The following is a 13,037-nucleotide window of genomic DNA, read 5'->3' as shown; positions in this document are numbered from 1 at the left end:
ACGTACGGCGGCCCTAAGGCCCTTCGTGCGCTCAAGATGCGGAACTCTCCCGATGTGGCGCACCCACCTTGGAGACGAAGGTTGAGGCATCGCAACAAGCGAAGCCCGAAACCGACTCTTCACCAGGGGTACGACATGTTCGAGTACGAGCTCCAGCAGATCCGTTCCGCAGACCTGATCCGCGAGGCCCAGACCCACCGCCTGGTTCGCGAGGCCCTCCGCGGCCGCCGTGCCGCCCGCCGCGCCGCGCGCGAGTCGGCACAGAACGACCCGGAGGGGCAGGCGCAAAGCCGCCGCCATCGTCGGCACCGGTTCGCCCGCGCCGCGTGAATGCCGCCGGCGGGGCACGGGAGGACGGCCGCACGGGGGTCGGCCGTTCTCCCGGACCACGGTCCGCCGTCCCGGCAAGCGGGTCAACGGCGGCCGTGGCGAAACCCGGGTCAACGGCGGCTGTCGTGAAACCCGGGTCAACGGCGGCTGTCGTGGGAACTGGGTCAATGGCGGCCGTGGTGAAAACCGGGTCAACGGCGGCCGTCCCGGCAGGCGCGTCAACGGCCGCCGTCCCGGCAACCGGGTCGACGGCCGCCGTTGTCACCACCAGGTCGACGACGGCCGTCCCGGCAATCGGGTCAACCGCGGTCCTCCCGATATCCGGTGCCGCACGGTCAGACGCCTGTGCGATGCTCGGACCAATGGAGACCAGGTCCGTCAGCCCGGTGTTCGTCGGACGCGCCGAGGAGTTGGGCGTGCTGCACGAAGCGCTCGCCCGTGCCGCCGCGGGCGAGCCACAGGCGTTGCTGCTCGGCGGCGAGGCCGGGGTCGGAAAGACCCGCCTGATCGAGGAGTTCGCCACCTCGGCCGGACGCGAGGGCGCGATTGTCGCGTGCGGCGGCTGCGTCGAGATCGGCGCCGACGGACTGCCCTTCGCGCCCTTCTCCACGGCCCTGCGCGCCCTGCGCCGCCTCCTCCCGGACGAGCTCTCCGCCGCTGCCGCCGGACAGGAGGACGAACTGGCCCGGCTGCTGCCCGAGCTGGGCGAGGCCGGCCAGGGGCGACGGTACGAGGAGGAGGGCATGGCCCGTCTCTTCGAGCTCACCGCCCGTCTCCTGGAGCGCGTCGCCGCGAACCGCACGGTCGTCGTCGCCCTCGAAGACCTGCACTGGGCCGACGCCTCCACCCGTCACCTCCTCGCCTACCTCTTCCGCACCCTGCGCAGCGGCCGGCTCGTCGTCGTCGCCAGCTACCGCGCCGACGACATCCACCGCCGCCACCCGCTGCGCCCCCTGCTCGCCGAGCTGGACCGCCTCCGCACGGTCCGCCGTATCGAACTGGGCCGCTTCAGCCGAGCCGAGGTCGGCCGCCAGATCGCCGGGATCCTCGCCCACGAACCCGACCCGGCCCAGGTCGACGAGATCTTCGAACGCTCCGACGGCAACGCGTTCTTCGTGGAGGAGCTCGCCGTCGCCTCCGACCAGGGCTGCCGCACGGCGCTCACGGACACCCTCCGCGACCTGCTCCTCGTACGCGTCGAAGGCCTGCCCGAGAGCGCCCAGCGAGTCGCCCGGATCGCCGCCGAGGGCGGCTCCGCCGTCGAGTACCCACTGCTCGCCGCCGTGGCCGGGCTCGCTGAGGACGACCTGATCGAGGCGCTGAGGGCCGCCGTCGGCGCCAACATCCTGCTCGCCTCACCCGGCGGCGACGGCTACCGCTTCCGCCACTCCCTGGTCCGCGAGGCCGTCAGCGACGACCTGCTGCCCGGCGAGCGCTCCCGCTTCAACCGGCGCTACGCCGAAGCCCTGGAGGCCGACCCGACGCTCGTACCGGCCGACGAGCGCCTCACCCGGCTGGCCAGCTACTGGTATCACGCCCATGACGCGGCCAAGGCCCTCCCCGCCGTCCTCGACGCCTCCGTCGAGGCCCGCTGCCGCCACGCCCACTCCGAGCAACTGCGGCTCCTGGAGCGGGCGATGGAGCTGTGGGACGTGGCCTCCGAGGCCGTACGGGCCGAGCTGCGCCCCGTCGACTACGTGGAGGTCTACCCGCCCTGCGGCTGCGACTCGGCGACCACGCCGCTGCGCTATCTCGACCTGATGGCGGAGGCCGCCGTCGCGGGCCGGCTGTGCGGGGAGCGGGAGCGCGCCCTGAAGATCACCAAGCGGGCGCTGCACCTCCTGGAGGACGACGGCGATCCCCTGCGCGCCGCCTGGTTCTGGTGCCAGCGCTCCCGCCTGGTCCAGGCACAGGCCCGCGGCGACGGCTGGCAGGAACTGGACACCGCCCAGGAACTGGTCCGCGGCCTGCCCCCGTCGGAGGTGCACGCCGACGTCCTGTCGAACGTCGCCGCCTGGTGCATGCTGCACGAACCGGGACCCGGCGCCTTCTCCGCCGCCGAGCGCGCCGTGGAGTACGCACGCATGGTCGGCGCCCGGGACATCGAGCTGAACGCCCGGCTCACCCTCGGCGGCCTCATGGTCGACGCCGGCGACATCGAGGCGGGTCTCGCGGAGCTGTACGAGGTCAAGGACCAGGTGAACCTGCACGGCGCCTCCCTCGTCGTGGGCCGGATCCACATCAACCTGCCCTCCCATCTGGAGTCGCTCGGCCGCTCCCGCGAGGCGGTCTCGGTCCTGGGGGAGGGCGTCGAACTCGCCAAGAGAAAAGGCCTGTTGGACACCGAGGCCTATGTCTGGGGCAACTTCTCGGAGTCGCTCGACTCCCTCGGACAGTGGGACGAGGCCGTCGAGGCCGCCGGGAAGGCGCTGCGCATCGGGCTCAACGGCAAGGCCTCCGGTGTGGCCGGCATCCGTCTTTCCCAACTCGCGCTGGCCCGCGGTGATCTCGCCGACTCCGGACGCCAACTCGCAGCCGCCCGGGCCCACTTCGGCACCCACGATCCCATGCCCCAGCACGCCCTCCCGTTGCTGAGCAACGCGATCGGTATCGCCGCCGCCGAGGGTCGCCTCCTCGACGCCCGCGCCGCGCTGGCGGAGGCCCTGAGCGTGGGCTTCCCGCCCGGCACCCAGCGCTACGGCTGGCCCCTGCTGCTCGCCGCCGCCACCGCGGAGGCCGACGCCCGCGGGCTGCCCGTCGCCGAAGCGGGCCGCGCCGAGACGGTGGAACACCTCCGCTCCGCCGCCAAGTCCCTGGCAACCGGCGCGCCCCTCTGGCTCGCGTATGAGGAGTGGGTGCGCGCCGAACTCCGTCGCGCCGAGGGCGTGACCACCCCGAGCGACTGGTGCGAGGTGGTCACCGCCTTCGAACCCCTGGAGCGCCCCTACGATCTCGCCCGCGTCCGCCACCGCCTCGCCGACGCCCTGCTGGCCTCGGGCGCGGACGACGACGACCGTGCCCGCGCCACCGAACTCCTCCGCCTGGCCCGGGCCGCTGCCGACCACCTCGGCGCCCGCCCGCTCGGCGACACCGTCACACTGCTCGCCCAGCGGGCCCGCCTCGCCCTGGGCCGCGTCCCCGAAGCGGCCGCCCTGACCCCCGCCGACCCCGCGGTCGCCCTCGGCCTCACCAGCCGCGAGCGCGACGTCCTCCGCCTCGTCGCCGTCGGCCGCAGCAACCGCCAGATCGCCGAGGAGCTCTTCATCTCCCCCAAGACGGCCAGCGTCCATGTGTCGAACATCCTCGCCAAGCTCGGTGTCTCCGGCCGTGGCGAGGCGGCGGCCATGGCCCACCGCCTGCGGTTGTTCCCGCCCGAGACCCCCGCTGCCCAGGCAGTGGGCTGAGGTTTACGCTGTAGGAGACCCGGGCCGAGGGAGGCGCCGTGTTCAACATGTTCGAGGAGCTGTTCGCGCCAGGACGCAAGCACACCAACGACGAACGCAAGCGCCTGGAACTGAGCCGGGTGGACCTGAACGACGGTGACCCCGGCCGCGGCCCCATAGACCTGTCCTCGGGCAAGGTGATCGTCCGAGCACCGGCGTCCGAACCGGCGACTCCGCAGAGCCCGACCGCGGACGCGACGGAAACCGAGACGCCCGACGGGGACTGAAGAGCCAGCCCGACGGAGGTCGAGGCGTTCGAACGGGAGTGAAGAGCCCGACGGAGGTCGAGGCGCCCGAACGGGGCCGAAGAGCCCGACGGAGACCCGGGCGCCGGAACGGGGCCGAAGAGCCCGACGGGGATCGAGCAGTACACCTCGGCAGGCGCCCTCGGCGCCCCAATCACGTCACCTCCAGCTCCAGAATCCTGTCGTCTCCCTTCCCGGGGCTGCCCCGCCCGTCCGTCTCGCTCGTCACCAGCCAGAGCTTGTCGCCGCCCGCCGACACCACTGTCCGCAGACGGCCGTAGTCACCCTCCAGGAAGGCCTGCGGTTCCGCGGAGGCCTTGGTGCCGTTCAGGGGGATGCGCCACAGGCGTTCGCCCTTGAGGCCCGCCATCCAGATGGAGCCCTCCGCATAGGCGATGCCGCTCGGGGAGGCGTCGTCCGTGTGCCACTGGCCGACCGGGTTCAGATACTTGGAGTTGTCGCTCTCGCCCTCGACCACCGGCCAGCCGTAGTTCCCGCCCGGCCTGATCTGGTTCAGCTCGTCCCAGGTATCCTGGCCGAACTCGGCAGCCCACAGCCGCTGTTTGTCGTCCCAGGCGAGGCCCTGGACGTTGCGATGCCCGTACGAGTAGACGACCGAGTCGTCGAACGGATTGCCCGGCGCCGGCTCGCCCTCCGGAGTCATCCGCAGGATCTTGCCGCCCAGCGACTTGGTGTCCTGGGCCAGACCCGTCTGACCCGTCTCACCCGCCCCCGCGTACAGCATCTCGTCCGGGCCGAAGGCGATCCGGCCACCGTTGTGGATGTACCCCTTGGGAATGCCTCGGAAGATCGTGTCCGGCGAGCCCAGCTGCTCCCCGGACGGCTTGTTCTCGTCGTACAGCATGCGGACGATGCGGTTGTCCGACACCGTGGTGAAGTACGCGTAGACCAGATGGTCCGAGGCGTAGTCGGGGGAGAGCGCGATCCCCAGGAGGCCGCCCTCTCCCTCGGGGGCCACCCCGGGCACCTCGCCCAGCTCTGTCTTCTTGCCGCTCTCCCCGTCGACCCGTGTGATCGTCCCCTCGTCACGCGAGGACACCAGCAGGTCGCCCTCGGGCAGGGGTGCCAGGCCCCAGGGGGAGTCGAGGTCCTCGGTGACGGTGCGCACGACCTTCACCGAGCCCTTGGCGGGCGGTGTTACCTCGGCGGCCTGCCCGGAGGACGAGGCCCCCGGCTCCGTACCGCCGCCGTCGCTGCTGCTCGGCGACGTGCTCCCGCCGCCGTCCGCCGTCCCTCCGTCGTCGGAGGAACAGCCGGCCGTCACCAGAAGCGCGGCCGCGGCCAACACGGCCGTCACCACTCGTCGTTGCACGATCATGGGGTCCCTTCGACGCGGCGGTTCTACTGTTCATACACCGCTCGCGTCCCATGAGTTCCCGATCACGGACAAACAAATCCGGCCACGTGTCTCGTGGCCACGTACTGATCGCCAGGTACTCCGGCTGTTCGCCCGGTACCCCGGCAGCGCGGCCTACTCCCAGGATCCCTGCGCCCCCGGCAACCCCGCCACCTCCGCCAGATCCTCCGCCGTCAGTCCCAGCGCGGCCGCCTCCGCGTTCTCCGCGACCCACCGCTCCCGCTTGGCCCCCGGCACCGGCACCACCTGCGGCCCCTGCGCCAGCACCCAGGCCAGCGCCACCTGCGCGGGCGTGACGGCGTTCTCGTGGGACCCGTGCCGACGGGCGACGCGTCGCAGGCCTACCACGATCGGCTGGTTCGCGGCCATCATCTCGGCGGTGAAGCGGGGGTGCCGGGCACGTACGTCGTCGGGCTCGAAGCCCTCGCCGGGCGTCAGCGTGCCGGTCAGGAAGCCGTTGCCGAGCGGCATTGCCGCCAGGAAGCCCACCCCGTGGGCCGCGCACCACGGCAGCAGCGCGTCCAGCGCCTCCGTGGACCACACCGACAGCTCGGCCTCCACGGCGCTCACCGGGAAGACCTGCTGCACCCGCTCCAGCTGACTGATCGTTCCGTCGTGCAGCCGCGCCCCCGAGCGGCGGGCGGAGCGGGCACCCACCGCGCACAGCCCCAGCGAGCGCACCTTTCCGGCCGTCACCAGCTCCGCCATCGCACCCCAGGTCTCCTCGACGGGAACCTCGGGGTCCGCGCGGTGCAACTGATAGAGATCGATCACGTCCGTCTGGAGCCGGCGCAGTGACGCGTCGCACGCCCGCTTCACATAGCCCGGGCGGCCGTTGGCCACGATGTGCTGTTCGCCCACCAGCAGGCCGACCTTGGTCGACACGAAGGCCTCGGAGCGCCGCTCCTTCAGGACCCGCCCCAACAGGAGCTCGTTGGTGAAGGGGCCGTACATGTCGGCCGTGTCGAGCAGGGTCGAACCCCGGTCGAGCGCTCCGTGCACCGCACGGAGCGACTCCTCACCGCGCTGCCGCGAACCGGTGTACGCCCAGCTCATCGGCATGCACCCGAGCCCGACCGCTCCCACGCCGAGCGCCGCCGCCCCGACCGTCCTGCGCTCCACCTGGCCGTAACCCTCCCTCTTCCGGCTCCCCAACCTAACCTCTGTGCGTCCCGGCCCTTGACATAGCCTCTTGAGCATGACTTCAGACGTATGGCTTCCCTTTCGTGCCGAGGACATCGACGGGCTTCCAGCGGGTCTCAACTACCGCTACTGGAATGGTGACCAGGAGTTTCCCGCGGATCCGGCCGATTGCGAGTTCTATGTCGTGCCCTATATGAAGCCGCCCGCCGTCTCACGGCGGCCGATGTCCGCGATGACCTCGGTACGGGTCCTGCAGACGCTCTCCGCCGGTGTCGACCATGTCCTGCCGAGCCTCGAAGTCCTGCCCGCCGGCGTGCAGTTGTGCAACGCGCGAGGAGTGCACGAGGCGAGCACCGGCGAGCTGGCCCTCGCGCTGATCCTTGCCTCCCTGAGAGGCATCCCCGATTTCGTCCGAGCACAGGACAAGGGGGAGTGGAAGTCGGGGTTCCACCCGGCGCTGGCCGACAGGTCGGTCCTCATCGTGGGCTACGGGTCGATCGGGTCCGCCATCGAGGACCGGCTCACTCCCTTCGAGCTCGCGCGGGTGGCGCGCGTCGCGCGCTCCGCGCGCACCACGGAGCGCGGTCCGGTGCACGCCCTCGCCGAACTGCCCGCCCTGCTGCCCGAGGCCGACATCGTCATCCTGTCCACGCCCCTCGACGACACCACCCGCGGCCTGGTGAACGCGGACTTCCTCTCCCACGTGAAGGACGGCGCCCTCCTGGTGAACGTCGCCCGCGGCCCCGTCGTCGACACCAAGGCGCTCCTCGCCGAGCTGGAGAGCGGCCGTATCACCGCGGCCCTCGATGTCACCGACCCCGAACCGCTGCCCCAGGGGCACCCGTTGTGGCAGGCGCCCGGCATCCTCATCAGCCCGCACGTCGGCGGACCCACGTCCGCGTTCCTGCCGCGCGCCAAGCGGCTCCTGATCGCGCAGTTGAACCGTTTCGTGAACCGGGAGCCGCTGGGGAACGTGGTGCTTACGACGGGCGCGCGGGCCACGTGACGACGGGCGAACAGGCCGGCTCACCACGGGCGCGCGGGCCATGTCCCGTCCGCTCCCCGTCCGCTTTTGACACCCTCCGCAGTTCTCCGGATGCGGGCAGTGCCGACAAACTCCCTGGTCGTCACGGAGCGTAGAGGAACTATGTCCCTGAGTGACGAGACTGGTGTATCGTCCCGACTGGGGCTGCGCCGTGCACCGTTCGGCGCCGGGGATGGACATTCGGACAGCGAGGGGGGCGACGGGCGATGCACGGCCTATGGACCAACGATCCGACGAGGCGGGGTCGCTGTCGACGACTCTGGCGCGCGGCCAGGCGGAGACGCGGGCAGTGCGGCCACAGTTGCCAGAGTGGCCATCACCACCGCAGGCCCAGTGGCCGCCGGAGGCATGCGCGCGCGGACCAGCGGGATCCCGGGGCACGGACCGGGTGGGCCCGGTGAGTTCCCCCGGAGCGCTGCTGACCCGTCGGCCGGTGCTCGGTGGCGGGACAGGCCTGGTCTCACAACTCGTACTGGCCCTGGTGTGCGCGGGATACGCCGTCGGTTCCGCGCTCGGCTGGGGCTCCGCGAGCATCGCATTCTTCATGGGCGACTTCGGTCTGAGTGCCGCCGCGGGCGCCGCCGCGGTCTCCTGCTTCCGGTACGCCCAGAGTCGCCGCAGCCGTTTTCGACCCGCCTGGCTGCTGTTCGCACTCTCCTCCGCCATGGCGTGCCTGGGCAACGCCGTCTGGGGATGGTACGAGGTCGTCCTCGAACGCCCCATGCCCAGCCCCAGTTTCGCCGACGTGTTCTTCCTCTGCTTCGCGCCGCCCGCCATCGTGGGCCTGCTCGTGCTCGCCAAGAGGCCCATGACCAAGGCGGGTTGGGTCTGCCTGGCACTCGACTCCTGGCTGATCGGCGGCTCGTTGCTCACGCTGTCCTGGAGTCTCGCGCTCGCCCAGGCGGCGAAGTTCGACGGGCCGAGCGTCGCGCACACCGCGCTGTCACTGGCGTACCCGCTGCTGGACATCGCACTGGTCAGCATGGTGCTCGCGCTGCACTTCCGGCGCTCGTCGGTGAACCGTTCCGCGGTGAACACCGCGGTCGGTGCGCTCGCCCTGACCGTGATGTGCGACGCCCTGTTCACCTCACCCCTGCTGCACAACGACTACCGCTCGGGGCAGCTCCTCGACGCGGGCTGGTTCGCCGGCTCACTGCTCCTCGCGTACGCCCCCTGGGTCGCCCCCCGGCACGGTGAGCCGGGCGCCGACCGGCACGCGCGCGTGGTGCACGAACACATCCCGGGACAGCGGCAGGAGGGGCGGCCGGGACACATGGGAGGACAGGTGCACGTGCCTCTCCACGACGCAGTCCACAGCGCGGAGCACAGCCGATATCAGGCCACCCGCCCCATCGCCGGATCGCTGGCCGCCCTCACGCCCTACCTGGCCGCCGCCGTCTGCACCCTGGGGATCCTCTACAACGTCCTGAACGGTCGCAACGTCGACCGGGTGGTGCTCATCACCGCCGGTCTCGTCGTGCTCGCCCTCGTCGTCCGCCAGGGCATCATGCTCCTCGACAACATCACCCTCACCCAGGAACTGGCCCAGAAGGAGAACCACTTCCGCTCCCTGGTGCAGGGCTCCAGCGACGTCATCATGATCGCAGCCCCGAACGGCATTCTGAGATACGTCAGTCCGGCCGCCGCCGGGGTCTACGGACGGGACGCCGAGGACCTCGTGGGTTGCGAACTCGCCTCGCTCATCCACCCCGAGGACCTCGGATGTGTGGTCCACGAAGTGCGCCGCTTCCTGGCCGCGAGTCACATCGAGGAGCCCACCACCCGCATCGAATGCCGCTTCAGGTCGGGCGACGGCGGCTGGCTGAACGTGGAGTCCACGGTCAACCGGCACCACGGCGGCCTCATCTTCAACAGCCGTGATGTGACCGAACGGGTGCGCCTACAGGCGCAGTTACAGCACAACGCCGAGCACGACCCGCTCACCGACCTGCCCAACCGCGCCCTGTTCACCCGGCGCGTCCAGCAGGCGCTCTCCGGCCGTCGCTCCTCCGACCGCGGCACCGCCGTCCTGTTCATCGACCTGGACGGCTTCAAGGCGGTCAACGACACGATCGGGCACCAGGCCGGCGACGAACTCCTCGTCCACGCCGCCCGCAGACTCCAGGACTCCGTGCGGCACGGCGACACCGCCGCCCGCCTCGGCGGCGACGAGTTCGCGGCGCTCATCGTCGGCGACGGCACCCGCGACCGCACCGCCCGTGAGCACCAGATCCTCGAGCTCGCCGACCGCCTGAGGCTCACGCTCTCGCAGCCGTACACCATCGACGGCAACGATGTCCGAGTCGCCGCGTCCATCGGCGTCGGCTTCGCCGAACCCGGTCTGGGTGCGGGAGAGTTGCTGAGAAACGCCGACCTCGCCATGTACCGCGCCAAGGCGACGGGCAAGGGCCGCGTCGAGCTCTACGCACCCCAGATGCAGCAGGACGTCGTACGCAAGGCGGAGCTGGCGACAAGGCTGCGCTCCGCCCTGCAGGACGGCGAGTTCACGCTGCTGCACCAGCCCGTGGTCTCGCTCGACAACGGCCGGATCGTGTCAGTCACCGCCCAGGCGCGCTGGCGTTCCTCCCAGGGTGTGCTGTTCACGCCCGCGGAGTTCCTGCGCGTCGCCGAGGACAGCGACAGGACCGCCGAGCTGGGCCGCTGGATGTTGCAGGAGGCCGTCGAGCAGGCCGCCGAGCGCGCCGCCACCGGCGTCATGCTGCCCGTCGCCGTCAGGATGAACGCCCGGCGGCTGCTGGACCGCTCCGGGCCCCTCGGCTCCGTGGAGGCCCTGCTGACCCGGTACGGGCTCCCCTCCGGCGCCCTGATCATCGAGCTGGCCGACACCGACCCCCGGGTCTCCCTGGACGAGCTGGAGCGCCGGCTGAACGTGCTGCGGCGGCTCGGCGTCCGGATCGCCCTGGACGGCTTCGGCAGCGGCCATGCCGCCATCACGGCGCTGAGAAGGCTCCCCGTCGACGTACTGAAACTGGACAGGGACCTTGTCGAGGGCGTCGTCGAGTCCGCGCGGCTGCACAAGATCACCAGCGGGCTGCTGCGGATCGCCACCGACCTCGGGCTCCAGTCCGTGGCCGACGGCGTGGACCTTCCGGAGCAGGTCATCGCCCTGCGCGCGATGGGCTGCACCCATGGGCAGGGCATGGCGTTCTCCGCGCCGCTGGACGAATACCGGCTGCGCAGGGCGCTCTCCATGGGCCACTACCCGGTGCCGCACGGACCCGTCGAGCCGGTGTTCGCGGGCGGTGGCGGTGCGGGGGTCTACACCGGTGGTGTGCCCGCCGTCTACGGAGGTGGGACCGCCCTCCGCTCACATAATGAGACTCCCGTCCCACCCACTTGACAGTCGGTGCGTGCCGGGGGGAGGGTCAATGCCATGCGCATCCGAATTCTCGTACTTGGAAAGCGCGTCGGCTGAGCTGGGACCCACCGGATCGATTGAACCGGAATACCCAGCGATCGCACCGGCGCGCTCCCCTCGCTTGCCTCACGGCACGAGGGGTTTTTTGTTGCACAGACACCAGTCGTACACCGTACAAAATTCGCAAAAACCCTCAGCATCGAGAAGAGAATGCCGATGACCGAGCAGGCCACCGGGGCCCACCATCCGCAGCCGCGGCCCCGTTCCGGAGGACAGCCGCCCGCCCCCGTCGAGCACGTCACGGGTGCGAAGTCCCTCATTCGCTCGCTCGAGGAGGTCGGGGCCGACACCGTATTCGGTATCCCCGGCGGGACGATCCTTCCGGCGTACGACCCGATGATGGACTCGAGCCGGCTGCGTCACGTGCTCGTCCGTCATGAGCAGGGTGCGGGTCACGCGGCCACCGGTTACGCGCAGGCCACCGGCAAGGTCGGTGTCTGCATGGCCACGTCGGGCCCGGGTGCGACGAACCTGGTGACGCCGATCGCGGACGCCATGATGGACTCCGTCCCGCTGGTCGCCATCACCGGCCAGGTCGTCACCAAGGCGATCGGCACGGACGCCTTCCAGGAGGCGGACATCGTCGGCATCACGATGCCGATCACCAAGCACAGCTTCCTGGTCACCAAACCGGGGGACATCCCGAAGGCGATCGCCGAGGCGTTCCACATCGCCTCGACCGGCCGCCCGGGTCCGGTCCTCGTCGACATCCCGAAGGACGTGCTACAGGCCCAGACGACGTTCTCCTGGCCGCCGCAGAGCGACCTGCCGGGTTACCGCCCGGTGACCAAGCCGCACGCCAAGCAGATCCGTGAGGCCGCCAGGCTGCTCACCCAGGCGAAGCGGCCCGTGCTGTACGTCGGCGGAGGCGTCCTCAAGGCGCACGCCACCGCCGAGCTGAAGGTCCTCGCAGAACTCACCGGAGCGCCCGTCACCACCACACTGATGGCGCTCGGCGCATTCCCCGACAGCCACAAGCTGCACCTGGGAATGCCGGGCATGCACGGTGCGGTCACCGCCGTCACCGCGCTGCAGAAGGCCGACCTGATCGTCGCCCTCGGAGCCCGCTTCGACGACCGCGTCACCGGCAAGCTGGACAGCTTCGCCCCGTACGCCAAGATCGTCCACGCCGACATCGACCCCGCGGAGATCGGCAAGAACCGCGCCGCCGATGTGCCGATCGTCGGTGACGCCCGCGAGGTCATCGCCGACCTGATCCAGGCGGTGCAGAAGGAGTACAGCGAGGGCCACCAGGGCGACTACACCGCCTGGTGGAAGGACCTGAACCGCTGGCGCGAGACGTATCCGCTCGGCTACGAGCAGCCCGACAACGGCTCGCTCGCCCCGCAGCAGGTCATCGAGCGCATCGGTCAACTCGCCCCGGAGGGCACGATCTTCGCGGCGGGCGTCGGCCAGCACCAGATGTGGGCCGCGCACTACGTCCAGTACGAGAAGCCCGCGACCTGGCTGAACTCCGGTGGCGCCGGAACGATGGGCTACGCGGTCCCGGCCGCGATGGGCGCCAAGGCCGGCCGGCCGGACCGTACGGTCTGGGCGATCGACGGCGACGGCTGTTTCCAGATGACCAACCAGGAACTCACCACCTGCGCCCTGAACAACATCCCGATCAAGGTCGCCATCATCAACAACGGCGCCCTCGGGATGGTCCGCCAGTGGCAGACCCTCTTCTACAACCAGCGCTACTCCAACACCGTGCTGCACTCGGGCCCCGAGGCGAGCGGCAAGGAGCCGAGCGCCGGCACCCGCGTCCCCGACTTCGTGAAGCTGTCGGAGGCCATGGGCTGCTACGCGATCCGCTGCGAGTCCCCGGACGACCTCGACAAGTGCATCGAGGAGGCGAACTCGATCAACGACCGCCCGGTCGTGGTCGACTTCATCGTCCACGAGGACGCGATGGTGTGGCCGATGGTCGCCGCCGGCACGTCCAACGACGAGGTCATGTTCGCCCGGGACGTCCGCCCCGACTTCGGCGACAACGAAGACGACTGAGAGA

At 70.8% G+C, this 13,037-nt stretch carries 8 protein-coding genes; 6 read left to right on the top strand and 2 right to left on the bottom strand.

From position 1 onward, the window contains the following. Positions 1-135 precede the first annotated feature (135 nt). From ACIPC1_RS06465 to ACIPC1_RS06455, 3 genes are all read left to right on the top strand, one after another. Positions 136-330: a hypothetical protein gene (locus ACIPC1_RS06465; RefSeq protein ID WP_402513812.1), complete on the top strand. Its 195-nt coding sequence runs from the start codon at positions 136-138 to the stop codon at positions 328-330. A gap of 350 nt (positions 331-680) precedes the next feature. Continuing rightward, complete coding sequence (locus tag ACIPC1_RS06460; RefSeq protein WP_402513809.1) at positions 681-3,734, top strand: AAA family ATPase; 3,054 nt, start codon at positions 681-683, stop codon at positions 3,732-3,734. 47 nt (positions 3,735-3,781) lie between these two features. Continuing rightward, positions 3,782-4,000 (top strand): DUF6191 domain-containing protein, encoded by a 219-nt coding sequence (locus ACIPC1_RS06455; protein WP_402514818.1) that lies wholly within the window; start codon positions 3,782-3,784, stop codon positions 3,998-4,000. A gap of 172 nt (positions 4,001-4,172) precedes the next feature. Here ACIPC1_RS06455 and ACIPC1_RS06450 read toward each other — a convergent pair whose 3' ends face one another. Together ACIPC1_RS06450 and ACIPC1_RS06445 are read right to left on the bottom strand one after the other, a co-directional pair. Then, complete coding sequence (locus tag ACIPC1_RS06450) at positions 4,173-5,357, bottom strand: PQQ-dependent sugar dehydrogenase (protein WP_402513807.1); 1,185 nt, start codon at positions 5,355-5,357, stop codon at positions 4,173-4,175. A 153-nt stretch (positions 5,358-5,510) separates the two neighbouring features. Beyond that, positions 5,511-6,518: an aldo/keto reductase gene (locus ACIPC1_RS06445; protein ID WP_402513805.1), complete on the bottom strand. Its 1,008-nt coding sequence runs from the start codon at positions 6,516-6,518 to the stop codon at positions 5,511-5,513. Positions 6,519-6,594: 76 nt separating this feature from the next. On the opposite strand from ACIPC1_RS06445, the gene ACIPC1_RS06440 reads away from it, so the two are divergent. From ACIPC1_RS06440 to ACIPC1_RS06430, 3 genes are all read left to right on the top strand, one after another. After that, positions 6,595-7,545 (top strand): 2-hydroxyacid dehydrogenase, encoded by a 951-nt coding sequence (locus tag ACIPC1_RS06440; RefSeq protein WP_402513803.1) that lies wholly within the window; start codon positions 6,595-6,597, stop codon positions 7,543-7,545. 436 nt (positions 7,546-7,981) lie between these two features. After that, on the top strand, positions 7,982-10,945 hold the full coding sequence (locus ACIPC1_RS06435) for a putative bifunctional diguanylate cyclase/phosphodiesterase (RefSeq protein WP_402513800.1): 2,964 nt from the start codon (positions 7,982-7,984) through the stop codon (positions 10,943-10,945). 234 nt (positions 10,946-11,179) lie between these two features. Further along, positions 11,180-13,033: an acetolactate synthase large subunit gene (locus ACIPC1_RS06430; protein WP_402513798.1), complete on the top strand. Its 1,854-nt coding sequence runs from the start codon at positions 11,180-11,182 to the stop codon at positions 13,031-13,033. Positions 13,034-13,037 lie beyond the last annotated feature (4 nt).

The organism is Streptomyces sp. NPDC087263 (genome assembly GCF_044744645.1).
GTDB lineage: Bacteria > Actinomycetota > Actinomycetes > Streptomycetales > Streptomycetaceae > Streptomyces.
Note: the sequence above shows the minus strand (reverse complement) of the source record. Positions and strands in the feature narration are given on the sequence as shown.

What these genes read in the sequence shown, in the direction of transcription:
- ACIPC1_RS06465 (WP_402513812.1), top strand. Translation starts at nt 136, where the DNA reads ATGTTCGAGTACGAGCTCCAGCAGATCCGTTCCGCAGACCTGATCCGC.
- ACIPC1_RS06460 (WP_402513809.1), top strand. Translation starts at nt 681, where the DNA reads ATGCTCGGACCAATGGAGACCAGGTCCGTCAGCCCGGTGTTCGTCGGA.
- ACIPC1_RS06455 (WP_402514818.1), top strand. Translation starts at nt 3,782, where the DNA reads ATGTTCGAGGAGCTGTTCGCGCCAGGACGCAAGCACACCAACGACGAA.
- ACIPC1_RS06450 (WP_402513807.1), bottom strand. Translation starts at nt 5,357, where the DNA reads ATGATCGTGCAACGACGAGTGGTGACGGCCGTGTTGGCCGCGGCCGCG.
- ACIPC1_RS06440 (WP_402513803.1), top strand. Translation starts at nt 6,595, where the DNA reads ATGACTTCAGACGTATGGCTTCCCTTTCGTGCCGAGGACATCGACGGG.
- ACIPC1_RS06430 (WP_402513798.1), top strand. Translation starts at nt 11,180, where the DNA reads ATGACCGAGCAGGCCACCGGGGCCCACCATCCGCAGCCGCGGCCCCGT.